Here is a 22,904-nt window from a genome sequence, read left to right as displayed (position 1 = left end):
GTTCCTTCGAGGATGAAAATTCAGCGCGGCAAGAGCAGTTCTCGCGACACCCGTCGCGCGTCGATCTCGATCTCGATGTCCTCGACCGGCGGCCGCACCCAGTGCCATGCGAGGCCGCCCGCCAGTGCGCCGAGGTGCGCGAGTTCCTGCTCGATGGCATGGTGCAGGTCGTGCACGGTGTACAGGCTCATGCTCATCACGTCGGTCCAGCGAACGCCCATGAGATCGAGGCGCGAGCCCAGGTCGCCGATGGCGAAGCGCAGCTTGTCCGCCAGCGCGTCGGGCGAGGTCTCGCCCAGCCGCACGATGTGGTCGCGATAGCCGGGGCGGTCCGGGCACTCGGCCGCGCCCGAGGTGGTGAAGTCGGGCACTTCGCGCGCGGAAGCAAGCGGCACGGTGTAGCTGAAGGCATGAAAACCCGCCTCGGCCGGCGGTGCCACGGCGGGAACCAGGTTGCAGCGCGCCACCGGATTGATGTCGTCCCTGAACAGCCCCCAATCGGCGAGCGGCCGCACATAGGCGCGATTGAAGGCCACGAAGTCCGGCTCGCTCATCGGCGCGGGCGAGCGCAGTTCGCAGGCGCACAGCGCGGTCAATGGCCGCCCCTGCGACTGCAGGTGCGCGCGGATGCGCTCGAAGCCTTCGGCAAGGGGCACCGGGCGGTCGAAGCGGGCGCGCTCGATGGCATGGCCGGTATCCGCGATCACGGCGGCCGAGTACTGGAAGCCGCCCTTGAGATAGCTGTAGTTGCCGGCGGGGAAGGGGAGGGTCATCGTCATGGGCCTTGAGATCAGTTAATACGTATTCGTAGTATTGGATCGCAGTCTGGAGCCGGACGAATTGGGGTTTACACGGAAGAAGTCTGCGACGGGCTTCAGCCGTCGAAGCCCAGCAGCTTGCGCAGCAGTGCGACCAGTTGCTCGCGCTCCGCCTTGTTCAGGCGTGCCGCCACGGCGTTCTGGTATTCGGTGGCCTTGGTCGTCGTGTCTTCCAGCAGTTGGCTGCCTTCGTCAGTGAGAAGAAGACTGAAGCTTCGCGCGTCCGCGGCCGATCGCTCGCGGCGCAGCAGGCCCTTGCGCACCGTGCGCAGGACCAGGTCGCTGCATGTATTGAGGTCGAGCCCGATGTCCTGCGCCACCTGGCTCTGCGATGCACCGGGCCGCTGGCGCACCGCCACCAGCAAGGCGAGTTGCCGCGAGGTCACTGCGTCGCCGTAGACCTGGGCGAACAGCGCGTCGCTCTCGAAATGGGCGCGGCGCAACAGGTGAGGCAGATGGTGCAGCAGGCGGAATCTGGACATGGGCATCGAATGTAGCGCCGAGGCCAGTCAGGCCTCGTCGATGTACCCGCGCTGCACTGCGAGGGCCTGATCCTCGAAGATCGCCATCGCGGTCTTCATCCGCCCGAATCCGAACTTGCGATAGAAGTCCTCCTTGCCGGGCACGGAGTACAGGATGATCTTCCGGTGGCCCCGGGACAGCGCCACGAGCCGGGCGACGATCTCCTTGCCAAGCCCCGTGCCCTGATGACCCGGCAACACCGCGACGTCGCAGATGTACGAGCAATCGACCCCATCCGCCAGCGCCCGCCCCACGCCGACGAGCTTGCCATCCTCGTACGCAAGGCACCGGAACATGCTGTTCGTGAACGCAGTCTTCAAGCCTTCCGGGCTCTTGTTGCCGAGCGGCGCGGCCCGGTAGAGGGCGCACAGCTCATCCCAATCGAGTGTCTCCAGCGAGTCGGACCAGGCAATCGGCATGGCGGGTTCCTGATGAAACCCGGCATCTTAGATTCACGGTCTGGTCGCCGCCGTGAGCGCGGCGGGCATGGGGACTTCGTAGCTGCGGCCGCTTCGGCAAGGCTCCAGCGCCGTCAGGATCGCGTCGTCGATCGCGTCCAGGGCCTCGATGTGCTGGCGTTGCAACGTGCCGCGCATGCGCACGGTGCCCGTCTTGACAGTGAGGAGGATCTGCTCGCTCGACGAGGGCCGCCAGGTCTGCGGCACCCGGGTCACGGTCGCATCCTTGAAGCCCGCCGAGGCCAGGGCCGCCTCGCTCGCCGATGCGTCGGCAAAGAGAAACATGTTGGGTCCGCCCGGCAAGCCTACGTCCATGGACCCGTGGGCGTCGATCGCGCCCAGCACGGCGCCGAAGAGCTTGGCTTCCTGCGGACTGCCCCACACCGTGAAGGCCAGCCGGCCACCGCTCTTGAGCACGCGGAACGCCTCGCGGAAGAAGCGCTCGGGCTCGGGAAAATGGAGCACGCCGTAGTTGGCCACGACCGCGTCGAACACCGCGCTTGCGAAAGGCAGGCTACCGGCATCGCCTTCCACGAAGCTCGCTGCCGGAAAGCGCTGCTTGGCCATGCGCACCTGCTCGGCCGAGAAGTCGACGCCCGTGACGTGCGCGCCGCGCGCCAGGGCCGCGCCGGCCGCGTAGCCAGCGCCTGTCGCCACGTCCAGCACGACGCTTCCCGCCTTCACGCCGGCGGCGTCGAGCAGCGGAGCGATCGATTGGGTCGTGAGGCTCGACAGAAGATCGTCGTAGCTCACGCAGACATGAGGGTCGGCCCAGCCGGCGTGCTCGAAGTCGCGGAACGATTCGGTCATGGGCTTCTCCTGGATGAGCGACTTCCGGACCCGAAAAATGGTGCGCCGACCTGAGGGCAGTGTCAATCGACCCGTGCATTACCCCACTGCGATGGCTGCGGGATTTCACCAAGGATTTGATTCGCCCCGGGCGGCGCATACTGCGGGCAGACCCGCCATGGCTCTTCCCCACGAGCCCCCGGGCGAGCAGCCAGGAGACAAGCCTTGCAGCGAACCAACATCGCCAACCCGGCCTACTTTCACAAGGTCGTGGATTGCCAGTACGCCTGTCCGGCGCACACCCCCGTACCCGAATACATCCGCTTGATCGCGCAGCGCCGCTACGGCGACGCCTACATGGTCAACTGGGTCTCCAACGTCTTTCCCGGCATCCTCGGGCGCACCTGCGACCGGCCCTGCGAGCCGGCATGCCGTCGAGGGCGCGTCGAGGAAAGTAATGCGAAAGACCCAGAGCCGGTAGCGATCTGCCGGCTCAAGCGCGTGGCCGCCGACATGAAGGAGGACGTGCGTTCGCGCATGCCGGCGGTGGCGCCCAGGAATGGCAGGCGCATCGCCTGCGTCGGCGCGGGGCCGGCCTCGCTGACCGTCGCGCGCGACCTTGCGCCGCTGGGCTACGAGGTGACGGTGTTCGACGGCGAGGCCAAGGCCGGCGGCTTCATCCGTACGCAGATTCCGCGCTTCCGGCTGCCCGAGTCGGTGATCGACGAGGAGACGGGCTACATCCTCGACCTCGGAGTGGAGTTCCGCAGCGGCGAGCGCATCGAATCGATGAAGGCGCTGATGGCGCAGGAATGGGACGCGATCTTCGTCGGCTGCGGCGCCCCGCGCGGGCGCGACCTCGACGTGCCGGGCCGGCAGGAAGCGGCGGAGAGCATCCACATCGGCATCGACTGGCTCAACTCGGTCTCCTTCGGGCACGTGACGAGCATCGGCCAGCGCGTGATCGTGCTGGGCGGTGGCAACACGGCGATGGACTGCTGCCGCTCGGCACGCCGCCTGGGCGGGACCGACGTGAAGGTGATCGTGCGCAGCGGCTTCGAGGAGATGAAGGCCTCGCCGTGGGAGAAGGAAGATGCGCAGCACGAAGGCATCCCGATCATCAACTTCCACGTGCCCAAGGCCTTCGTGCATCAGGACGGCAAGCTGACGGGCATGCGCTTCGAGATCGTCCGTGCGGAGTACGACGCGCAGGGCAACCGCTCGCTGGTGCCGACGGGCGAGCCCGATGCCTTCTTCGAATGCGATGAGGTGCTGGTGGCCGTGGGGCAGGAAAACGCCTTCCCGTGGATCGAGCGCGATTGCGGCATTGCCTTCGACAAATGGGGCTTGCCCAAGCTCGACGAGACGACCTTCCAGTCCACGGTGCCCAACGTGTTCTTCGGCGGCGATGCGGCCTTCGGCCCCAAGAACATCATCACCGCCGTGGCCCATGGCCATGAGGCGGCGGTCTCGATCGACCAGTTGCTGCACGACGAGCCGGTCCATGTCCGGCCCCCGCCGATGACCAACCTGGTGTCGCAGAAGATGGGCATCCACGAGTGGAGCTACGACAACGACACCTCCAACGACCTGCGCTACAAGGTGCCCTGGGCCAAGGCCGAGAAGGCGCTGGCCAGCATCCGCGTGGAGGTGGAACTGGGCTTCGATGCCGCCACTGCCTTCAAGGAGGCGGAGCGCTGCCTGAACTGCGATGTCCAGACCGTGTTCACGGAGACCGCCTGCATCGAATGCGATGCCTGCGTGGACATCTGTCCGATGGACTGCATCAGCTTCACCGACAACGGCGATGAAGCGGACTTGCGCGGCCGCCTGAAGGCGCCGGCACTCAACCTGGCGCAGGACCTGTACGTGTCCGGCGGGCTCAAGACCGGCCGCGTCATGGTGAAGGACGAGGATGTCTGCCTGCACTGCGGCCTGTGCGCCGAGCGTTGTCCGACCGGCGCCTGGGACATGCAGAAGTTCCTGCTGAAGATGACGCCGGCCGGGGCCGTCCGTATTGCCGAGGAGGTCCCGGCATGAGCGCGGCGCCACGGATCGAAGCGGTCAACGATTTCGTCATCAAGTTCGCCAACGTCAACGGCTCGGGCTCGGCCTCGGCCAACGAGTTGTTCGCCAAGGCCATCCTGCGCATGGGCGTGCCGGTGAGCCCCCGCAACATCTTCCCGAGCAACATACAGGGCTTGCCGACCTGGTACGAGGTGCGCGTGACCGAAAAGGGCCACCTGGGCCGGCGCGGCGGCACCGACATGATGGTCGCAATGAATCCGCAGACCTGGGATGCCGACGTGGCCGAACTGGAGCCCGGCGGCTACCTGTTCTATGACAGCACGCGGCCGCTGCCGCCGTCGAAGTTCCGCGACGACATCCGCGTCATCGGCATGCCGCTGACGGAGATCTGCAACGCGGTCTATCACGACCCGCGTCAGCGCCAGTTGTTCAAGAACATCGTCTACGTGGGTGCGCTGGCGATCCTGCTCGGCATCGAGCCGGAGGTGGTCGAGAGGCTCTTCGGCGAACAGTACAAGGGCAAGGAAAAGCTGCTGGCCTCCAACGTGCAGGCACTGAACCTCGGCTGCGACTTTGCCCGCGAGAACCTGCGCGAGCCGGTGGGGCTGCGGGTGCGGCGCGCCGATCGCGTGGGCGACCGGATCTTCGTCGACGGCAACAGCGCCGTCGCGCTGGGCTGCGTGTACGGCGGCGCGACGGTTGCGGCCTGGTATCCGATCACGCCGTCGTCGTCGGTGGCCGAAGCATTCCAGAGATATTGCGCGAAGTTCCGGGTCGACCCGCACACCGGCCAGAACCGCTTCGCCATCGTGCAGGCTGAAGACGAGCTCGCCTCCATCGGCATGGTGGTCGGGGCAGGATGGAACGGCGCGCGCGCCTTCACGCCGACTTCGGGGCCGGGCATCTCGCTGATGAGCGAGTTCATCGGGCTGGCCTACTTCGCGGAGATTCCCGTCACCCTCGTCAACGTGCAGCGCGGCGGGCCCTCCACCGGCATGCCGACGCGCACGCAGCAGGCCGACATCCTCTCGTGCGCCTACGCATCGCATGGCGACACCAAGCACGTACTGCTCTTTCCCGAAGACCCGTACGAGTGCTTCGAGCACGCCGCCGCGGCGCTCGACCTGGCCGACCGTCTGCAGACGCCGGTGTTCCTCATGACCGACCTCGACATCGGCATGAACCAGCGCCTGTGCAAGCCCTTCGCGTGGGACGACACGCAGGCCTACGACCGCGGCAAGGTCATGACCGCCGAGGAGCTGGAGGCGGGCCGCGACTTCGGCCGCTACAAGGACGTGGACGGCGACGGCATTCCGTGGCGCACGCTGCCGGGCACGCACCCGACCAAGGGCAGCTTCTTCACCCGCGGCACCACGCGCGATGCCTATGCGCGGTACTCTGAGCGCGGGCCCGACTACATCTACAACATGGAGCGGCTGCTGAAGAAGTTCGCGACTGCGGCCACGCTGGTCCCGCAGCCGGTGCTGCGGCTCGCTGCAGAGAAGACGGACCTCGGCGTGATCTATTTCGGATCGACCAGCCCGTCCATGCACGAGGCGCTGGAGGTGCTGGAAGAGAGCGGCATCCAGCTCGACGCGTTGCGGCTGAGGGCCTTTCCGTTTCCGGACAGCGTGGTGCGCTTCCTGGCGCAGCATTCGCGCGTGTTCGTGGTCGAGCAGAACCGCGACGCCCAGATGCGCAGCCTGCTCGTCAACGAGCTGGGCATCGACCCGGCCCGGCTGGTGCCGGTGCTGCATTTCGACGGCACACCCATCACGGCACGCTTCATCGCCGACGCGATCAGCCGCGTCATCGAGTCCAAGGAACCCGCATGACCTATCTCGCGAAGCCCCGGCTGCGCCATCCGACCCTCGCCACCAACAAGGTCGGCTACACGCGTCGCGACTACGAGGGCAAGATCTCCACGCTGTGTGCAGGCTGCGGCCACGACTCCATCTCCGCCGCCATCATCGAGGCCTGCTGGGAGCTGGACATCGAGCCGCACCGCGTCGCCAAGCTCTCGGGCATCGGCTGCAGCTCCAAGACGCCGGACTACTTCCTCGGCGCCTCGCACGGATTCAATACCGTGCATGGCCGCATGCCCAGCGTGCTGACCGGCGCCAACCTCGCCAACCGCGATCTGCTGTACCTCGGCGTGTCGGGCGACGGCGATTCGGCTTCCATCGGCCTGGGCCAGTTCGCCCACGCTATGCGGCGCGGCGTGCGCATGGCCTACATCGTCGAGAACAACGGCGTCTACGGGCTGACCAAGGGCCAGTTCTCGGCCACCGCCGACCAGGGCTCCAAGAGCAAGAAGGGCGTCGTCAACACCGACAGTCCCGTCGATCTCGTGGCGATGGCGCTGCAGCTCGGCGCCAGCTATGTGGGGCGTGGGTTCTCGGGCAACAAGGCGCAACTGGTGCCGCTGATCAAGGGCGCGATCAGTCATGGCGGTTCCGCCTTCATCGACGTGATCAGCCCCTGCGTGGCCTTCAACAACCACCCCGGCAGCACCAAGAGCTACGACTACGTGCGCGAGCACAACGAGGCGGTGAGCCGCATCGATTTCATCAGCGGGCGCGAGGAGATCACCGTGGACATGGCGCCGGGCGAAGTGCTGGACGTGCGCCAGCACGACGGCACCCTGCTGCGCCTGCGAAGCCTGCACCCCGACTACAACCCCGGCGACCGCTACGCCGCCATGGCCCACATGCAACGGCATCAGGAGATGGGCGAGGTGGTGACGGGCCTGCTCTACGTCGACCCGCTGGCGACCGACCTGCACACGGCGCTCAACACCAGCGACCGGCCGCTCAACACCCTGGGCCCGGCCCAGCTCTGCCCCGGCGCCAAGGCGCTGGAGCGGCTCAACGACGCCTTGCGCTGAAGGCGGGCAAAGCGCACCATTGCCGATTCTTCGGGGGACGGACCATGGCCGAACGCACTGTTTTCCAGTCGATCTCGCGCAAGCATGTCACCAACCTGGGCCCGCAGGCCAGCGTGCGTGATGCCGCGTGCGTGATGACGCGCGCCAACTGCGGCAGCGTGCTGATCATGGAACCGCCGGACATCCTGCTGGGCATCCTGACCGAGCGCGACCTCATGACCCGCGTGCTCGCGCGCGGCCTCGACCCCGAGCACACGACGACGCGTGAGGTCATGACCCCCAATCCGATCTGCGTGCCGCCGGAAACGCCGGTGTCGGATGCCATCGTGCTGATGCTGGAGCGCGGCTTCCGCCATTTGCCGCTGGTCTCGGGCAAGAAGATCCTGGGCGTGTTCTCGGTGCGCGACGCGCTGCCGCGGGAACTGGGCGCTGCGCTGAGCCAGGCGGAGTTCAACGAGCAGGTGAACGACGTTCTGGGATAGGGGCGTTTCGCGATCCTGGCCGTTCCAGCGGCCTGAGTCCCTCGGGGCCTTCCATTTGCATCCCTTGCCTGGTGCCTGTCTGGCGCCGGCCTCGGCGTACCTGACTCATTTGTAAGTCATACGTTGTCATATGACAAGCATGGCCTGCTTTGTCACAGGTTCTTGCAATCGTCCGCCTTGACTCCCTTCTGTGTGGGCTTCAATAATCGCCGCCCCAAGGCCGTAAGACAACTGATGTTGTACGACATCTGACGACTTTGGCTCGGTGATTTCGACCACTCAACCAAAAAGGAATGCCCATGAAACGCAGACAGTTCGCAATTTCGTTCCTGTCTCCCGTCGCCCTGGCCGCCTGTGGCGGCGGCAGCGACCACGTTTTCTTCCCCCCTGCCGCCGATCCCGCCCCGGCGCCCGCGCCGGCGCCGGCCCCGGGTTCGCAGGCCCCGGCCTTGGCGGCGCTCAAGAGCGCCACGAGCTACATGGACGAAGTCGTTTCCTACAAGGGCGGCTACGTGTGGTCGTATTCGCCGGACCTCACACAGACCTTCGGCGAAATGGAGGCCAAGCGCACCATGCTCTGGCTGCAGCCGCCGGGCACTTCCTCCATCGGCCACATCTATCTGGACGCCTACCACGCGACCGGCGACGAGCGCTTCTACCAGGCGGCCGACCGCACGGCGAAGGCCGTCGCCTCCGCGCAGCACAGCTCGGGCGGCTGGAACTACATCTATGACTTCGCCGGCGAGGAATCGCTGAAGCACTGGTACGACACGATAGGCAAGAACGGCTGGCGTCTGGAAGAGTTCCAGCATTACTACGGCAACGCGACCTTCGACGACGCCACCACCGCCGTGGCCTCGCAGCTGATGCTGCGCATGTACCTCGAGAAGAAGGACCCTGTCTACCAAACCGCCACCAGCAACGCCATCCAATTCATCACCAACGCGCAGTTCGGTCCCCAGTTCGGCGTGGCCGACGGCGGCTGGCCGCAGCGTTTTCCGCACAACCCGAACGCGGTCGGCGCCATGCCCCTGCCCAACCCCACGCAGTTGCCCGCGGGCGCGCGTGCCGGCATGGAAGACAGCGACTACACCCTGCACGTGACCTTCAACGACGACGTCATGGGCGAGAACATCAAGTTCCTGACGATGTGCGTGATGGCGCTGGGCCGCACGGACCTGGTTGCCAACATCACGCGGGCCATGGATTGCATGCAGCGGATGCAGTGGACCTCCCCGACGCAGCCCCTGCAGTCTGGCTGGAGCCTGCAGCACCTGTCGCGCGACACCAATGGCCGCCCGGCGGGCGCTCCGGCTGGCGCGCGCTCCTACGAGCCGCGCTCGCTGGCCACGCACACGACGCAGACCAACATCCAGCAGTTGCTGGGCTACTTCACGCTGACCGGAGACAGGAAGTACCTGTCGCAGTTGCAGAAGGCGATCGACTGGCTGAAGTCAGCCTCGATCCAGCTTCCCGCCAATGTCGCGACCCTCAACCCGCTGCTCGCCGGCCGCAATGTCGCGACCTTCATCGAGCTCGACACCAACGAGCCGCTCTACATCCACCGCTACGGCTCCAACATCCACAACGGCGCGTACTTCTTCGACAAGGACATCGCCAACACGATCAGCCACTACTCGTCGGGCCGCTCGGTCGATACCGCCGCGCTGCAAAAGCGCCTGGACGAGCTCAGCGCGATGACGCAGGCGCAGATCGATGCGATGGTCGCCAGATCGCCGCTGAAGGCCACCTCGGCCCGCGCCTTGCCGAAATACTTCGCCGCCATTCGCGAAGTGGACTTTCCGGACCTGTTCGAAGGCGCCGTGATGAAGACGCCGGTGGTGCCCGAATCCGAAGTGCAGACGATCATCGCTGCGCTGGTCGACGGAAAGTACTGGACCGCGCCGGTGCCGGAGATCGTGAACCCATACCGCGGCGACGGCCCCGCGACGCCGTACACCGGTACCGCCTATCGCAGCCGACACGTAGGCGATGTGTACGACACCTCGCCGTACCCGGCCGATACGCCGCCTGACATCGCGCCCTACGTGAAGCGGGAAAAGCCGCAGTTCATCATCACGTCCAACTTCATCGCCCGGATGGGGCGGCTGATCTCGTTCGTCTCGCCGGTCGCCTGAGGAGGAGGAGGACGGGCCGTGCCGCCGTCCTGTGCCAGGGCGAGCGGCGCGGGCAGGGCGCGGCGTCCTAGTCGCCGACGATGTTCTGTTCGCGGATCACCTTGCCGAAGCGCTGTCCATCCTCCATCGCCTTGTCGTGAAACTGCGCAGGTGTCATCGGCGCCGGCTCGCCGCCCAGCGCGGCGATGCGTTCACGAGGGCCTGGGAGCGTGAGGGCCTGGTTGATCTCCCGGTTCAGGCGGTTGACCACTTCCACCGGCGTGCCGGCCGGTGCATAGAAGCCGAAGATGGTGTCGGCGTCGAAGCCTTTCAGGCCGACCTCGTCCAGGGTCGGCACGTCCGGAAAGAGGGGCGATCGCTTCGGGCTTCCCACTGCAAGGAGCTTGACCTTGCCGGCCTTGATGTGCGGCATGGCGACCCCGGGATCGAAGAGAAAGTCGAGCTGGCCCGCCAGCAGGTCGTTCAGCGCCGGCGCCGCGCCGCGGTAGGGCACATGGGTGGCGGACACCCGCGCCTGCGACTTCATCATTTCGGCCGCGAGATGGGGGGAACTGCCGTTGCCCGGCGAGCCGAACGAGAGCTTGCCCGGATGGGACTTCAGGTACGCGAGGAATTCCTTCGCGTCGCTGGCAGGGAAGGATGGCTGGGCGACAAGGTAGACCAGCACACGAGCGGCGGATGCGACCGGCACCAGGTCCTTCGACGGATCGAAGGGCATCCTGGGATAGATGTGCGGATTGACCGACACCATGCCGCCCGAACTCAGGAGCAGGGTGTAGCCGTCGGGTGCCGCCTTGGCCACGGCTTCGCCGCCGATGTTGCCGCCGGCGCCGCTCTTGTTCTCGACCACGACAGGTTGTCCCAAAGCCTCCTGAAGAGGCTGGGTGAGCGATCGCGCGATCTGGTCCGCGGCGCCCCCGGGCGGAAAGTTGACGACGATCCGGATCGGCTTGGACGGCCAGGCCTGGGCGAATGCCGCGCCGGGGATTGCGAGCGCTGCCGAGATCGCGAACACCGTCGCGGCCCTCCGGCTGAAGGTCGCGCGGGTTCGCGCAGGGGAATCGTTCGAGGCCATTGCTTGTCTCCTGGTTTGTTTGTCTCGTGCCCTGAATGACGGGTTGGATGGCAAGTCCGAATCAAGTGGAGTGACGGGTCAGGCGATCCGGACCTCCACGACATTCGGCGCACGGCTGTCCAGCGCATGGGCGAGAACGTCGCGCAGTTCGCCAGCGTCGCTCACCCGGCGGGCAGCACAGCCCATCCCCTTGGCGAGAGAGGGGAAATCGATGTCCGGCAGTTCGGTTCCTTGAACGACGTCGGTGGCCGAGAAGCCGAAAACCGGTGCGAAGTCCTGCAGTGCGGCGTAGCGGCTGTTGTTCAGGATCACGAAGGTGATCGGCAACCGGAGCTGCGCGGCACTCCACAGCGCCTGGATCGAGTACATGCTCGATCCGTCGCCGACCAGGCAGATGACGCGGCTGCCCGGCTTGCCGAGCGCGACGCCCACCGCGGCCGGCATGCCGTAGCCGAGCCCGCCGCTGTCCATCGTGTAGAAAGTCTCGCTGCGGGTCATCGGCAGATAGGCCTGCATCACGGGGCGCGCGCTGGGTGCCTCCTCGACCACGATGTCCTCCGGCTTTCTCACCTCCGCCAGGGTCTGGAGCGCGAATGCCGCCGACATCAACGGCGACGGCTCCACCCGCGGGGCGGCAACTCTCGCCGGTGGCAGGGGACGCTCCTTCCGCCCCGGGCGCGCGAGAAGGTCCACCACACCCTGGCGGATGCTGCCGACGGCAGAAATCCCGACCGGCGCCCAAGCGGCGGTATCCGGATCCTCTGTGAGCTGGCACAGGCGCGCGCCCGCCGGGATGTGCGGACCCGCGCCCTCGACGTGGTAGGTGAAGGCCGGCGCGCCAACCGCCAGGATCAGGTCATGTCCGCGGAGCAGTTCGACGATTCTTTCGCGCATGGCCGGCAGGAAGCCCGCGAACAGCCGGTGGTCTTCGGGGAAGCTGCAACGGCCGGACATCGGTGCCGCGAACACGCGGGCGTTGTGCGCTTCGGCCAGCGCGACGATGTCGTTCCATGCGTTGTCGCGGTCGACCGCCGCGCCCACGACGAGCGCCGGACGATCGCTGGCATCGAGCGCATCGCCGATCTGCTGGAGCACGGCAGGCTGCGGGCGAAGCTCCGTGCTGACCACCTTGCCCGGCACCAGTTCCGCAGGCTGGTCCCAGTCGTCGACCGGCACCGAAACCAGGACGGGACCACGCGGCGGCATCATCGCCAGGTAGTAGGCCCGCGCAATCGCCAGCGGCACGTCCTGCGCCCGCGCGGGCTCGATGCTCCACTTCACGTAGGGCTTCGGCAACTCGGTGGCCTGCGCAGACGAGAGGAACGGATCGAACGGAAGGATCGGGCGCGCCTGCTGCCCCGCCGTGATGACCATCGGCGTGCGGTTCTTGTGGGCCGTGAAGATGTTGCCCATGGCATTGCCCACGCCGGCCGCGGAATGCAGGTTCACGAAAGAGGCGTTGCGCGTCGCCTGCGCGTAGCCATCCGCCATGCCGACCACGCTCGCTTCCTGCAGACCCAGGATGTAGCGGAAGTCGCTCGGGAAGTCGCGGAACATCGGAAGCTCCGTCGAGCCCGGGTTGGCGAACACGGAAGTCATGCCGAAGCGACGCATCAGGTCGACGACCGCGTCCCGCACGGTGACGGTAGTGGATGGCGCGATCGCCTGGACGACGGCGAGTGGTACTGGTCCTGTCATTTCATGCTTTCTGGCGGGTGCGCCGCCGAGGCGGCAGGCGATCTCCCGATGGTCCGAGTGTGGAACGTCGCGACCTTCTTGAAAATTGCCTTTTCGAGAGAAAGTCATTACCGTTTGGCATGACTTTTGACTTGCAGCATCTCGCCGCCTTCAACGCCGTTGTTGCCGCCGGCAGTCTCGGACGGGCCGCCGACGCGTTGAACGTGACCCAGCCGGCGCTGAGCCGCACGATCCGACGGCTGGAGGAACAGGCGGGCGCTCCCCTGTTCGAGCGCCATTCCAAGGGCATGCAGCTCACCGATGTGGGCCTCGCACTGCAGCCCCACGCGGTACTGCTGCAGCGCGGGGCGGAGCATGCAGACGAAGACATCAAGGCGATGCTCGGCCTCGCAAAGGGAACCATCCGCGTCGGCGCGGTCGGCAGCATCGCCTGCCTGGTGCTTCCGCTGGCCATTGGCAGCACCTGCAAGAAGTGGCCGAACCTGCGGGTCCAGGTGATCGAGGGCGTGTGGGATCGCCTCGCGGACGCCTTGATCTCGCACGAGATCGACCTCGCGCTTGGCGTGGACGTCGAGGACAGCGACGAGATCGTGGCAGTGAAGGACTGCCGCTGGGAGGACACGAGCTATGTGGTCGCCGGCAAGCGGCATCCGTTGCGCAAGAAGCCCAGGCTCACGCTCGCGGACACGCTGCAGGAGCGGTGGGCCATCCTTCCGAAGGGGACCGGGCCCTTCGACCACATGAAGAAGGTGTTCACGCGCCAGCGCCTCGCGCTGCCCAATGTCGTGGTGGAGACCCGGTCGGTGACGGTCCTGAAAAGCCTGATCGCCCGCTCCGGCTTCCTTGGCTGGATGCCCGAGACCATGTACGACGCCGAGCGCAAGGCCGGCCTGATCGACACCCTGGAGATTCCCGGATCGAGCGACCGAAGAGTGCTGACCGCTTTCCGGCGTCGAGCCGGCATGCTGCCCGGGCCGTCCGTCAAACTGCTCGAGGAACTCCGCGCGATGACGGCGCAACCGCAGCCGGGCGGGCGAGGCCGGCCCTGATTCGACGCCGGCTCATGGCGCGGGATGCGGACGCTATCGAGCGTGGTCCACGGACGCGAAGATTTGCAACGAACTCCCGACGTGCCGGAGGCTATACGATTCGCGCCAGGCCCTCAGCACCTTGCCCCGTTCGTCAAGCAACTCCCAGTTCACAGTCGCCAGGGTGCACTGCTGGCCCAGCGGCAGGACCTCGAGGTCGCAGAAGCGGCAAGAGCGACATCCCTTCTCGCGGTAGCTGTCGACCACCCGTTGAAGGTATGCCGCGATGGCGTGAGGCGATTCGAAGCACTCCACCGAGCCGTCGGCATGGAGCGCAGCGTACGGCACTGCGTATCGGCGCGCGATTTCGGTTCCATCGAAGGACTGAAAAGCGCTCACGAACGCATCGAAAAAATCGCTCGCCTCCGCACGCAGCTTCGAATCTTCCATGGAGCCCTCCACCCGATCGATGATCTCACCGGCTGATAGTTTCCGCCTGAAGAAGTCAATCTGTGGACGATATTCGTCGCCCGCGCGAACTCGCGCAAGGCGCCCGGCTGGTCTGAAGAGCGGGCCACAATGCCCTCCATGCAAACCTTCTCGCTGCGCCAGTTCGCCCTGCTCGTCCCGCTCACGCTGGTGTGGGGGCTCAACTGGCCGGTCATGAAACTGGGCGTGGCCGACTATCCGCCGCTGGCCTTTCGCAGCCTCTCGCTGTGGCTCGGGCTGCCCATCCTCGGCCTCGCGCTGGTGGCGATGAAGACGCCATTCAAGGTGCCTCGGCGCCACTGGCCCGAGTTGCTCTGGCTCGCGGCAACCAACATGTTCGTGTGGCACGCCTGCATCATCCTGGCGGTGAAGGCCCTGTCCAGCGGTCGCGCGGCGATCCTGGGCTACACGATGCCGGTGTTCTCGGCCGTGATCGGCGCGGTGCTTTTCTCGGCAGTGCTCACGCGCCGCGGCTGGCTGGGCGTGAGTGCATGCGCGCTGGGCGTGGGGCTGCTGCTGTGGCACGAGTTCACCCATCTCGCGGGACGACCGGGCTACGTCGCGCTGGCCTTGGTGGCGGCGGCCACCTGGGCTCTGGGCACGCAGTTGCTGCGGCGCACGCGCATCGGCTTGCCCACGCTCACGCTCTCGTTCTGGATGACCGCGCTCACCGCCGTCGTGATGACCGTGCTGTCGCTGCTGTTCGAACGCTCGCAATGGCGGCCTCCCGGGGACGCCGCGTGGGCCGCGATCGCCTACAACGCGGTGCTGATCTTCGGCTTCGCGCACGCTGCCTGGTTCTATCTCGCACGTGGACTGCCGCCGGTGGCCTCCACGCTCAGCGTCATGCTGATCCCGGTGCTCGGCGTGTTCAGCGGCGCGCTGTGGCTGGGCGAGACGGTTTACTGGCAGGACTGGACCGCCGTCGTCTTGATGATGGTGGCCATCGCGTCGGTGCTATGGCCGGCGCGCCCGAAGCAATCCGGCACGAAGGCCGCGCTGGCAGACGGGGATCCAGCGTGAGTCGAGTCCGCCGCTGACATCGCTGAATTCCAGCCGCCTGCAAGCGGCGATTGCCCGACGAGCGCTCAAGTGCTTCAATGTCTGCTCTTGCCTGCTGTGGCGAAGGAGACTTCCATGGCCTACGAAGCGCGATATGTCCTGCGGCCCAACCCCGGAGCCGATCTCGGGGCCGTCATTGAAGCCGTGAAGGTGGGTGCGGCACTGTGGAAGAAGCACGGCTCGCCCAACCCACGGCTGTGGAGCGTGGCCGCAGGCGAACTGGGCACCTATGTGCTGACCATTCAGTTCGAGAACGCGATCGAGTACGCTAAGGTCACGGATCCGTTGGCGGCCGATCCCGAATTCCGCCGTTGGCAAGCGGACAACGTGCAGTCCGGAGCGTTCACGTGGGTGCGCAGCGACCTCATCCGGGAGCTCGCTCTACCCTGATGCCGCCAGTCCCAGCGGCTGCGGCGATGATCTGCGCCGCGCTCGGAAACACGGAGATGCTGTTCGGCCCATCGGCCGCCTCGATTTGCGCCCAGCGGACGATGCCCGCCGCGTCGACGAGGAAGTGTCCGACGAGCTGGGTGCCGTGGCTCGCGAAGATGGCACTGTCGACGTCGTCCATCTCGAACCCGTCCTTGCCGTTGAGGGCGTCGTTGGCCTCCATCGGCTGCGTCGGTCCGGACAGCTCGCCCGTGGGATTGATGCGTGCCGCCGCGAACTCCGCCATGCTGGCGCGATAGGGCCATTCGGGCTGGCTGCTGTCGCCTTCGGGCAGGAACTCGAGATGCGGAACGCCGAAGGCCTGGTGCGTGACGCAATCCGGATCGCACAGCAACGTGACCGGCGTCGGCCGGTACCGGAAGTACAGGCTGGCGCGGTCCACCTGCGTGTTGATCACGGCGAGGGTCTCGACCCCCATGACGCGCAAGGGCGCTTCCACGTTGGCGAGTTGCAGCACCTGGCGCCGGCAGAACGGGCAATGCAGGCCGCGATAGAAGCCGATCAGGAAGGGACGACCATGCAAGCGGTCGAGGGAGACCGTTCCTTCGCGGTTGGCCGCGGGAAGCGTGAACGCGGGTGCAGGCTCTCCCGGTCGCAAGGGGCGTCTCTGGTCACCCATGGAACATCTCCTTCGGGCGTCGCCCGGCCGAAAGGCAAAGACTGGAAACCTATCACTTGTGACGGCAAGGTACAACGCTTCCTGAGGAACGCCCCGACCTCAGTTCCAGTCCGCACGTGTGAAGTAATGCACATCAACTATTCCGAACAGTCGATGGCGCGGGCCATGAAGCGGGCCTAACGTTGCATGTGGCGCGCGCTCCAGGGCGCGCCTCGGAACTGACGGTGCGAACTGCGAGCTTCGCCCGTCGACCCCTTCTGGCTGGTCGGAAAGGCGGAGGCGCTCATCGCGCGCGGACCGCCACCAGCCAGCCTTTTGACCTGCCGGCCCGCCGGCTCAGCGAGGGCGCGCGAAGACCGTCACGCCGTAATCAGACAGCTCGAAGCCCTGTTCCCGTGCAATGGCGCAGAGCCTCGCCTCGATCTGCGGGTCGCAGAATTCGCGCACCGATCCATCGGCCAGCGACACCAGGTGCCCATGGTGCCGCGTGCCATCGTTGAGCTCGTAGACCACCGCCTTCTCCGCACCGAGCCGGGTCTTCTTGAGCAGGCCCGCCCGCTCGAATTGCGGCAGCACGCGGTAGACCGTCGCCCGGCCGACGTCCAGGCCGAGCTGCACCATCTGCCGGTACACGTCCTCGGCCGCCAGGTGGCGCTGCTCGCTGCGCTCGAACAGCTCCAGCACCTTCACCCGTGGCAGCGTGGCCTTCAGGCCGGTGTCCCTGAGTCTGTCCATGTGCTCCATGCGTGCGGCCGGCAGGAGTCGACGACGGCGATCCGAGCGCGCCGACGATCAGAAGGCGAAGTTGGCCGTGAGGCGCGCAGAGCGCGGGATCCCCGGCGTGTAGCGGTAGCCGCTCTTGTTGATCGCAGCCACGTACTCCTCGTCGAAGATGTTGTAGACGTTCAACTGGAGCTCGACGTTCTTGTTGATGCGGTAGGAAGCCATCGCGTCGAACACCCAGTAGGAGTCGGTGTAGGCCGGCGTGCCGATCGCACCGTCGGTGCCGCGGTGGAGCTTGCCGTTGTAGCGCATGCCGCCGCCCAGGGTCAGGCCGAAGGGCAACTGATAGCTGGTCCACAGCGTGAAGGCGTTGCGCGGGGTGTAGGCCAGCACCCTGCTGCCGTCGGCCGTCACGGCCGGGCCGCTCTCGATCGACGTGTCCATGGTCGTGAAGCCGGCGCTGACACCCCATTGATCGGTGATGGTGCCGGCGGCGCCGAGTTCGATGCCCTGCACGCGCTTCTTGCCCGTCTGGTAGTACAGCAGCGTGGTCGAGTCCTGCACCACTTCGTTCTTCACTTCAGTGCGGTAGAGCGCGGCAGTGATGGCCAGGCGCTTGTTCAGCACGTCCCACTTGGTGCCGATCTCGTAGGTCTTCGATTCCTGCGGCTCGAAGTCGATGCGCGACGCGCTGTTGCCGCTGCCGGAGGCCGCAAGCTGGAAGTTCGCGCCGCCCGGGGGCTGCGCCGAGTTGCCCCATGCCGCGTAGATGCTGCCGTTCTCGGCAGGCTTGTAGACCACGCCGAGCTTGCCGGTCCAGATGCCGTCCGAGGTCGACAGATCGGTCGGGGTGATCGCGAAGGCGGGGCCGGTGCCGCGTGCCGTCGCAGAGTAGTCGGTGCTGTAGTGGTCGTAGCGCAGGCCGCCGGTGAGCTGCCACTGCTCGTTGATCTTCATCGTGTCGAAGGCATAGGCGCTGATCGTGTCGGTCTTGCCGAACGAGCCCGTGCCGTTGGCGATCCGGTTGTAGCCGGTCACGTTGGGATTCGGGTTGTAGAGGTTGGCGACAGGCCACGAGCCGGCGGGCGCGAAAGTCGTATTGACGGAGGCGAAGCCGGGGCCGAAGTAGTTGGCGGAGTCCTGCTCTTCGCGGATCAGTTCCACGCCGAAGTTCGCCGTGTGGCTGAAGCTGCCGGTCTTGAACCTGGACGAGAGGCTCGTCTGGTTCAGGAAGATGGTGTTCTCGATGTCCTTGTTGGTCGGCAGGTTGCGCGTCACGGTCCAGGTGAGGGGGTTCGCCGGGTTGACCGTGTTGATGAAGCCCGCGGTGACCGCAGGGACCGTGCCGCGATAGACGTTGGTATTGCCCACCTGGGTGGCCGTGAGGCCGCCCAGCATGAACGAAGTCAGCATGTAGTCCTGCGAGGTCTTGCCGTAGCGGGTGACGTTGCGCACCGTCATGTCCGGCGTGATGTCGTGCTCGACCCGCGCGGTGAACAGGTCCGACGTCACGTCGTTGAAGTCGGACGTGGTGCCGTAGAAGTTGCTCGAACCGACACGCTGCGCGAAGTTCAGGAAGGTGCGGCGCAGGATCGGCGAGTTGATCAGCAGCGCATCGGGCGTGGAGTAGCCGGGCAGGCCGATCGTTGGCACGCCGCCGTCGGGCACGTTGTCCTGCTTGACGTGCACGTAGTCGAGGAAGACGCGCGTCGGCGTGTTGAGGCCGAAGGCGATGGAGGGCGCGATCCCCCAGTGCTTGTTCTTCACCTCGTCGCGGCCCGCCACGCCGCCGTCTTCGGCCACTGCGTTCAGGCGGAACGCAGTGCCTGAGCCGTCGGCGTTGGTGATGACCCGGTTCCAGTCGATGGTGCCGCGGCCGAAGTCCGCGCTGCCGTAGGTCAGCGAGCCCGAGAAGCTGTTCTCCAGCTTCGGCGTCTTGGTGATCAGGTTGATGTAGCCCGTCGGCGAGCTGCGGCCGATGTCGGTGCCCGACGGACCCTTGACCACCTCGACCTGCTCGATGTTGAACATGTCGCGCGAGATCGTGCCGAGGTCGCGAACGCCATTGACGAAGATGTTGGCCGATGCATCGAAGCCGCGCATGAAGATCGCGTCGCCGGTGCTCGTGTTGCCGTTCTCGCCGAGGAAGAAGGCGCCGGCCCCGGGGACGTTGCGCATGGCCTCGGTGAGCGTGGTGGCGCCTTGCTCGCGCATGAGGCCTTCAGGGATCACCTGGATGACCTGCGGGATATCGACCAGCGGCGCGGTGAACTTGGGATTGGCGGATTGCTCGACCCTGAAGTCGTTCGCCGTGCTGTCCTCGACGCGCACTTCCTTGAGTGTCTGGCTGGACGTCTGCGCTCCGGCAGGAAGCGACAACGCGAGAAGCGTGGCGGCGGCAGCACTGCCGAACGGGGGCAGCACGCGCGCGACGGCGTGCTTGCGGCTCTTGATGTAGGCCATGAGGGGTTCCCAGAATGAAAAAACGAGGCTGAGAGCTCGGCTGGCGGGTCCGGCGTGCCTCGGGCAAGAGGGGCGGATTGGCTGGGATGAGCTGCTTCGCGAGTGATGCGAAGTCCGGTAATGATAGTGACTCTCATTACCGGCGTTAACCTGCCGTTCATATTTCTACAGCCGACAGATACATTTGCCGAGTTTGTGTTGCTTTTGGGAAACAACTTGGCTGGAAATGCGTCGGGAAAGTGCCTTTTCCTGGACAGAAGCCGTTGCTTGCTCTTCTTACCGCGCGTCGTGTGCGCGACCGAAAAGTCGGGGGTCGCGGTCGGCTATCCTGCTCGATTGTTTTAAAGAGAAGGAACCCCCGTTTTGAACAAGACCGAACTCATCGCCGCGATCTCCGCCGACACCAACCTCAGCAAGGCCGATGCTGGCCGCGCACTCGAATCAGCGCTTGAAAACCTGACCCGCACGCTGGCGCGCGGCGAGGCCGTGCAGCTCATCGGCTTCGGCAACTTCACCGTGGCGAGCCGTGCCGAGCGCACCGGGCGCAATCCGTCGACCGGCGAGCAGATGACGATCAAGGCGAGCAAGGCGCCGAAATTCACGGCAGGCAAGGCATTGAAGGATGCCGTCAACACGGCGGCCTGAGGACCGCCGTCACGCCGGTCAGGCGTGACCGAACCCGACCCGCCGGAGGCGGCTGCACCGGCACCCGCCCTCATCCGGCCCGACTCACGCCCTGCTGTAGTCGATGAAGCCCTTGTTGATCTGAGCGATCTTGCGAGCGTTGCGCTTGAAGACGCCAATGCCATTGCGTGAGCCGTTGTCGTTGGTGTTGCCCTCGACGGTCACGAGCCTGCCGTCCGCCACCTCGATCACCATGCCGGAGTGGCCCAGTCCCTGGCCCAGGTCGATGATGAAAAGCGAGCCCGGCTGCACGAGACCCGGGTCGGCGATCGCCTTTGCCTTGGTCACCCGCACGGCATTCGCCGAGCTGCCCGCCTTGTTCCAATGGTCGAGCACGCCGGCGGTGCGGATGTGCGGATTCGCCCGGCCGAGCTGCTCCGCGGCGGCCTGGTAGCAGAAGTGGGTGAAGGCGACGCACCACGCGAAACTCCCCGCCGCCGGATTCAGGCCGACGGCCTTCAGATAGCGATCGACCTCGGGCCCCCGGTTCGAGCCCAGCGGGTCCTCCATCACGCCCACCTGCGTGAGCGCGAAGGCGATCGCAGCCTCGGCGAGCGGCGACGGCGCCGTCGCCTGCGACGGTACCGTGGCAGCTCCGAAGAGCGCTCCCCACGTCAGCGAGCCCACCCGGCCGTCGGCTTCGAGAGGCGCGCCAGTTACGTCGGGGAACCGCGCCTGGAACAGCTTGACGGCGGATTGCATCTGCTTGTCGAAAACTCCGTCCTCGGGGATCGGTCCACAGCCCAGGGCGTTGAGCCGGCGCTGGATGTGCCTGACAACCTCGGCATCGGGGCTTCCCACCTTCACGATCTGGCCCGGGAACGCGACCGCTTCGACAGGGCCAAAGGCGGTGCTTTCACGGGACGCGAGCGCGCCCGGTTTCGTTTGCGCGCCCAACTCCTCGCCCTCCTGCAGTTCTTCGCCCTCTTCGAGCTCGCCGTCTTGAGCCAGTCCAGTCGCACCTGTCGTCATGATCTACCTCGCTTTCGGATTGCCGCGCGGCCTACTTGGCGGTCTTGGCCACGGAGATCGGCGCGGCCGCCACCGCCGGAGCCGGTGTCGATGCCGGCGCCCGGTCGGGAGTCGGCACCTTGGAAATCGCCAGTCCCAGGCTTTCGCCGAGGTTGCGCGCCGCAACGCCGGTGGCGAAGTACCGGTCGAGCCCAAAGCCCAGTTGCGCAGTTTCCGTGTTGGTCCTGAATTGGCCCAGCACGGAGAGCACGTCGAGCGACGGGTCGTTGCCCTCGCCTTCGTTGCCGCCGGTGATCCTCACGACGCGCCCGCCGGACCCTTGCGCATGAACCGGTATGAGGGCGAGGTTGCGGTTGCTGTAGCCCAGGGCGAACTGAAGTCCCTGCTGCGCCAGCGAGCCTCCGATGTCGAATCCGATCACGTCGGTGCGGAGAAAGAGCAAGGGCGACTGGTAGGGCCGGTCGGTCGCGGGCGTCGTGTTCTCCGCCTTGCGAGTCGCCGGCGCCACCATCTGGACCGGCTGGCCCGCGAGCGCTTGCGTCGCCCTCGCCGCAGCGTTGTTCGCCGTCCGGGCCGCGGCGTTGGCGGATGCCGCGGCGTCGAGCGCCTGGCCTGTGGCGGTGCGGCCGCAACCCTTGTCCCCGCTCTCGCGGCAGATGTAGCCTTCGGTCAATGCCTGCGCCGCCACGCCCGTCGAAAACACCTGGCCGAGGTGCACCGTCGACCCCTTCGGACCGCTGGATGCCGGCGCGTCGCTTTCGAACGAGGCGAAGACCGACATGGCATCCACCTTCTCCATGCTGCCGTCCGCGCCCTGGCCGTGCCCCTTCAGGAGCTTGGCGACACCGTTCTCGTCGAGGACCGACACCGGCACGACCGCGATGCTTTGAGCCTTGTAGCCGAGCGACACCGATGCACCGCCGGTCGAGGTGTCGTTGCCGAGCCGCAGGCCGAAGGTGGTCATGTCGCCGAACATCAACGGCGGGTTGGTCGCCCCGCAGCCGGCCAGGAACAGCGCGATGCCGCCGAAGCATGTGTGAACGAGTGCGCTCATAGCGGTTCTCCCTTCGATGCCAACGTCCGGGTGGATTCTTCCGCTTCGATGAGACAGACGCCTGCGGCGCGGACGAGGTCGCTTCGCGTTCGTTCGTCGAGGCCGCCCGGCGCCACCCAGATGACGGCGCGGCACTCACTTCCCATCAAGGCCCAGCGCTGCGTGGTGTAGCCCACGCTCCAACCGAGCGGTGCACCGACGACGCCGATGCCAGAGACCGAACCGGCGATCGCCTGCGCAGGATTCGACAGCTCGACGCGCAGGACGCCCACCTGCCGCACGGTTCGGACCTCGCCGCCCTGTTCCTCGATGTGGACCGTGACGCAGCCGGCCGTGCCGATGGCAAGCGCCGCGCTCAGAGCCTTCATCGCCTGGAAGTGCCGTGCTCCCATCTGGAACCTCCCGAAATCCTGGCGTTGATGATTGCCCCGTTCGCCGCGGATCGCATCACCAAAACTGTTTAGC

Annotated in this window: 22 protein-coding genes; 9 read left to right on the top strand and 13 right to left on the bottom strand. The window is 66.4% G+C overall.

Going from position 1 to position 22,904, the window contains the following annotated elements:
* Positions 1–20 precede the first annotated feature (20 nt).
* The 4 genes from cnbZ to QTH97_RS23700 all read right to left on the bottom strand — a co-directional run bounded on the left by cnbZ (position 21) and on the right by QTH97_RS23700 (position 2,608).
* Positions 21–779 carry a 2-amino-5-chloromuconate deaminase CnbZ gene (gene cnbZ, locus QTH97_RS23715; protein WP_286570932.1) on the bottom strand — a complete coding sequence of 253 codons (759 nt, stop codon included), beginning with the start codon at positions 777–779 and terminating at the stop codon, positions 21–23.
* A gap of 95 nt (positions 780–874) precedes the next feature.
* Positions 875–1,300 carry a MarR family winged helix-turn-helix transcriptional regulator gene (locus QTH97_RS23710; RefSeq protein WP_286570931.1) on the bottom strand — a complete coding sequence of 142 codons (426 nt, stop codon included), beginning with the start codon at positions 1,298–1,300 and terminating at the stop codon, positions 875–877.
* A 27-nt stretch (positions 1,301–1,327) separates the two neighbouring features.
* Complete coding sequence (locus QTH97_RS23705) at positions 1,328–1,759, bottom strand: GNAT family N-acetyltransferase (RefSeq protein ID WP_286570930.1); 432 nt, start codon at positions 1,757–1,759, stop codon at positions 1,328–1,330.
* A gap of 33 nt (positions 1,760–1,792) precedes the next feature.
* Entirely contained in the window at positions 1,793–2,608 is an 816-nt protein-coding gene (locus QTH97_RS23700) for a class I SAM-dependent methyltransferase (protein WP_286570929.1), read from the bottom strand.
* 204 nt (positions 2,609–2,812) lie between these two features.
* Here QTH97_RS23700 and QTH97_RS23695 point away from each other — a divergent pair, with 204 nt between their 5' ends.
* The 5 genes from QTH97_RS23695 (at position 2,813) to QTH97_RS23675 (ending at position 10,122) form a co-directional block, all read left to right on the top strand.
* A complete protein-coding gene (locus QTH97_RS23695; protein ID WP_286570927.1) occupies positions 2,813–4,627 on the top strand; it encodes an FAD-dependent oxidoreductase in 1,815 nt (604 codons plus the stop codon).
* Positions 4,624–6,450, top strand: coding sequence for a 2-oxoacid:acceptor oxidoreductase subunit alpha (locus tag QTH97_RS23690; protein ID WP_286570926.1), 1,827 nt, complete (start codon positions 4,624–4,626; stop codon positions 6,448–6,450). The genes QTH97_RS23695 and QTH97_RS23690 overlap by 4 nt, the downstream gene beginning before the upstream one ends.
* The gene (locus tag QTH97_RS23685) at positions 6,447–7,502 is read left to right on the top strand and encodes a 2-oxoacid:ferredoxin oxidoreductase subunit beta (RefSeq protein WP_286570925.1); all 1,056 of its coding nucleotides are present in this window, start codon (positions 6,447–6,449) and stop codon (positions 7,500–7,502) included. Before QTH97_RS23690 ends, QTH97_RS23685 begins: the two co-directional genes overlap by 4 nt.
* Positions 7,503–7,546: 44 nt before the next feature.
* Positions 7,547–7,984: a CBS domain-containing protein gene (locus QTH97_RS23680; RefSeq protein ID WP_286570924.1), complete on the top strand. Its 438-nt coding sequence runs from the start codon at positions 7,547–7,549 to the stop codon at positions 7,982–7,984.
* 299 nt (positions 7,985–8,283) lie between these two features.
* A complete protein-coding gene (locus QTH97_RS23675) occupies positions 8,284–10,122 on the top strand; it encodes a pectate lyase (protein ID WP_286570923.1) in 1,839 nt (612 codons plus the stop codon).
* Between the two features lie 67 nt (positions 10,123–10,189).
* On the opposite strand, the gene QTH97_RS23670 is transcribed toward QTH97_RS23675, so the two are convergent.
* Complete coding sequence (locus tag QTH97_RS23670; RefSeq protein WP_286570922.1) at positions 10,190–11,197, bottom strand: Bug family tripartite tricarboxylate transporter substrate binding protein; 1,008 nt, start codon at positions 11,195–11,197, stop codon at positions 10,190–10,192.
* A 78-nt stretch (positions 11,198–11,275) separates the two neighbouring features.
* Positions 11,276–12,895, bottom strand: coding sequence for a benzoylformate decarboxylase (gene mdlC / locus QTH97_RS23665; RefSeq protein ID WP_286570921.1), 1,620 nt, complete (start codon positions 12,893–12,895; stop codon positions 11,276–11,278).
* Between the two features lie 119 nt (positions 12,896–13,014).
* On the opposite strand from mdlC, the gene QTH97_RS23660 reads away from it, so the two are divergent.
* Positions 13,015–13,944: a LysR family transcriptional regulator gene (locus tag QTH97_RS23660; protein ID WP_286570920.1), complete on the top strand. Its 930-nt coding sequence runs from the start codon at positions 13,015–13,017 to the stop codon at positions 13,942–13,944.
* Positions 13,945–13,977: 33 nt separating this feature from the next.
* Here the strand turns inward: QTH97_RS23660 and QTH97_RS23655 are convergent, their stop codons facing one another.
* Positions 13,978–14,373: a DUF6841 family protein gene (locus QTH97_RS23655; RefSeq protein ID WP_286570919.1), complete on the bottom strand. Its 396-nt coding sequence runs from the start codon at positions 14,371–14,373 to the stop codon at positions 13,978–13,980.
* Positions 14,374–14,511: 138 nt separating this feature from the next.
* Here QTH97_RS23655 and QTH97_RS23650 point away from each other — a divergent pair, with 138 nt between their 5' ends.
* On the top strand, positions 14,512–15,435 hold the full coding sequence (locus tag QTH97_RS23650) for a DMT family transporter (protein ID WP_286570971.1): 924 nt from the start codon (positions 14,512–14,514) through the stop codon (positions 15,433–15,435).
* Positions 15,436–15,549: 114 nt separating this feature from the next.
* Positions 15,550–15,864, top strand: coding sequence for a hypothetical protein (locus tag QTH97_RS23645; RefSeq protein ID WP_286570918.1), 315 nt, complete (start codon positions 15,550–15,552; stop codon positions 15,862–15,864).
* On the opposite strand, the gene QTH97_RS23640 is transcribed toward QTH97_RS23645, so the two are convergent.
* From QTH97_RS23640 to QTH97_RS23630, 3 genes are all read right to left on the bottom strand, one after another.
* A complete protein-coding gene (locus QTH97_RS23640; RefSeq protein WP_286570917.1) occupies positions 15,839–16,543 on the bottom strand; it encodes a redoxin domain-containing protein in 705 nt (234 codons plus the stop codon). The genes QTH97_RS23645 and QTH97_RS23640 overlap by 26 nt on opposite strands.
* 336 nt (positions 16,544–16,879) lie before the next feature.
* The gene (locus tag QTH97_RS23635) at positions 16,880–17,278 is read right to left on the bottom strand and encodes a ferric uptake regulation protein (protein ID WP_353655650.1); all 399 of its coding nucleotides are present in this window, start codon (positions 17,276–17,278) and stop codon (positions 16,880–16,882) included.
* 57 nt (positions 17,279–17,335) lie between these two features.
* Positions 17,336–19,729, bottom strand: coding sequence for a catecholate siderophore receptor Fiu (locus QTH97_RS23630; RefSeq protein ID WP_286570915.1), 2,394 nt, complete (start codon positions 19,727–19,729; stop codon positions 17,336–17,338).
* A gap of 363 nt (positions 19,730–20,092) precedes the next feature.
* Between QTH97_RS23630 and QTH97_RS23625 the strand changes: the two genes are divergently transcribed.
* Positions 20,093–20,374 carry an HU family DNA-binding protein gene (locus QTH97_RS23625; RefSeq protein ID WP_286570914.1) on the top strand — a complete coding sequence of 94 codons (282 nt, stop codon included), beginning with the start codon at positions 20,093–20,095 and terminating at the stop codon, positions 20,372–20,374.
* A gap of 84 nt (positions 20,375–20,458) precedes the next feature.
* Here the strand turns inward: QTH97_RS23625 and QTH97_RS23620 are convergent, their stop codons facing one another.
* From QTH97_RS23620 to QTH97_RS23610, 3 genes are read right to left on the bottom strand one after another with little or no spacing between them, the layout of a single operon-like run.
* Entirely contained in the window at positions 20,459–21,385 is a 927-nt protein-coding gene (locus QTH97_RS23620) for a peptidoglycan-binding protein (protein ID WP_286570913.1), read from the bottom strand.
* A 31-nt stretch (positions 21,386–21,416) separates the two neighbouring features.
* Entirely contained in the window at positions 21,417–22,439 is a 1,023-nt protein-coding gene (locus tag QTH97_RS23615) for a hypothetical protein (protein WP_286570912.1), read from the bottom strand.
* Entirely contained in the window at positions 22,436–22,831 is a 396-nt protein-coding gene (locus QTH97_RS23610) for a hypothetical protein (RefSeq protein ID WP_286570911.1), read from the bottom strand. The genes QTH97_RS23615 and QTH97_RS23610 overlap by 4 nt, the downstream gene beginning before the upstream one ends.
* Positions 22,832–22,904 lie beyond the last annotated feature (73 nt).

Source organism: Variovorax gracilis (genome assembly GCF_030317115.1).
Classification (GTDB): Bacteria; Pseudomonadota; Gammaproteobacteria; order Burkholderiales; family Burkholderiaceae_C; genus Variovorax; species Variovorax gracilis.
This window is presented reverse-complemented; position numbering and strand designations above follow the sequence as displayed.

Excerpts from the sequence above, each read along its gene's own strand:
- cnbZ (WP_286570932.1), bottom strand. The coding sequence starts at position 779 with ATGACGATGACCCTCCCCTTCCCCGCCGGCAACTACAGCTATCTCAAG.
- QTH97_RS23710 (WP_286570931.1), bottom strand. The coding sequence starts at position 1,300 with ATGTCCAGATTCCGCCTGCTGCACCATCTGCCTCACCTGTTGCGCCGC.
- QTH97_RS23705 (WP_286570930.1), bottom strand. The coding sequence starts at position 1,759 with ATGCCGATTGCCTGGTCCGACTCGCTGGAGACACTCGATTGGGATGAG.
- QTH97_RS23700 (WP_286570929.1), bottom strand. The coding sequence starts at position 2,608 with ATGACCGAATCGTTCCGCGACTTCGAGCACGCCGGCTGGGCCGACCCT.
- QTH97_RS23690 (WP_286570926.1), top strand. The coding sequence starts at position 4,624 with ATGAGCGCGGCGCCACGGATCGAAGCGGTCAACGATTTCGTCATCAAG.
- QTH97_RS23685 (WP_286570925.1), top strand. The coding sequence starts at position 6,447 with ATGACCTATCTCGCGAAGCCCCGGCTGCGCCATCCGACCCTCGCCACC.
- QTH97_RS23680 (WP_286570924.1), top strand. The coding sequence starts at position 7,547 with ATGGCCGAACGCACTGTTTTCCAGTCGATCTCGCGCAAGCATGTCACC.
- QTH97_RS23675 (WP_286570923.1), top strand. The coding sequence starts at position 8,284 with ATGAAACGCAGACAGTTCGCAATTTCGTTCCTGTCTCCCGTCGCCCTG.
- QTH97_RS23670 (WP_286570922.1), bottom strand. The coding sequence starts at position 11,197 with ATGGCCTCGAACGATTCCCCTGCGCGAACCCGCGCGACCTTCAGCCGG.
- mdlC (WP_286570921.1), bottom strand. The coding sequence starts at position 12,895 with ATGACAGGACCAGTACCACTCGCCGTCGTCCAGGCGATCGCGCCATCC.
- QTH97_RS23660 (WP_286570920.1), top strand. The coding sequence starts at position 13,015 with ATGACTTTTGACTTGCAGCATCTCGCCGCCTTCAACGCCGTTGTTGCC.
- QTH97_RS23655 (WP_286570919.1), bottom strand. The coding sequence starts at position 14,373 with ATGGAAGATTCGAAGCTGCGTGCGGAGGCGAGCGATTTTTTCGATGCG.
- QTH97_RS23650 (WP_286570971.1), top strand. The coding sequence starts at position 14,512 with ATGCAAACCTTCTCGCTGCGCCAGTTCGCCCTGCTCGTCCCGCTCACG.
- QTH97_RS23645 (WP_286570918.1), top strand. The coding sequence starts at position 15,550 with ATGGCCTACGAAGCGCGATATGTCCTGCGGCCCAACCCCGGAGCCGAT.
- QTH97_RS23640 (WP_286570917.1), bottom strand. The coding sequence starts at position 16,543 with ATGGGTGACCAGAGACGCCCCTTGCGACCGGGAGAGCCTGCACCCGCG.
- QTH97_RS23635 (WP_353655650.1), bottom strand. The coding sequence starts at position 17,278 with ATGGACAGACTCAGGGACACCGGCCTGAAGGCCACGCTGCCACGGGTG.
- QTH97_RS23630 (WP_286570915.1), bottom strand. The coding sequence starts at position 19,729 with ATGGCCTACATCAAGAGCCGCAAGCACGCCGTCGCGCGCGTGCTGCCC.
- QTH97_RS23620 (WP_286570913.1), bottom strand. The coding sequence starts at position 21,385 with ATGACGACAGGTGCGACTGGACTGGCTCAAGACGGCGAGCTCGAAGAG.
- QTH97_RS23615 (WP_286570912.1), bottom strand. The coding sequence starts at position 22,439 with ATGAGCGCACTCGTTCACACATGCTTCGGCGGCATCGCGCTGTTCCTG.
- QTH97_RS23610 (WP_286570911.1), bottom strand. The coding sequence starts at position 22,831 with ATGGGAGCACGGCACTTCCAGGCGATGAAGGCTCTGAGCGCGGCGCTT.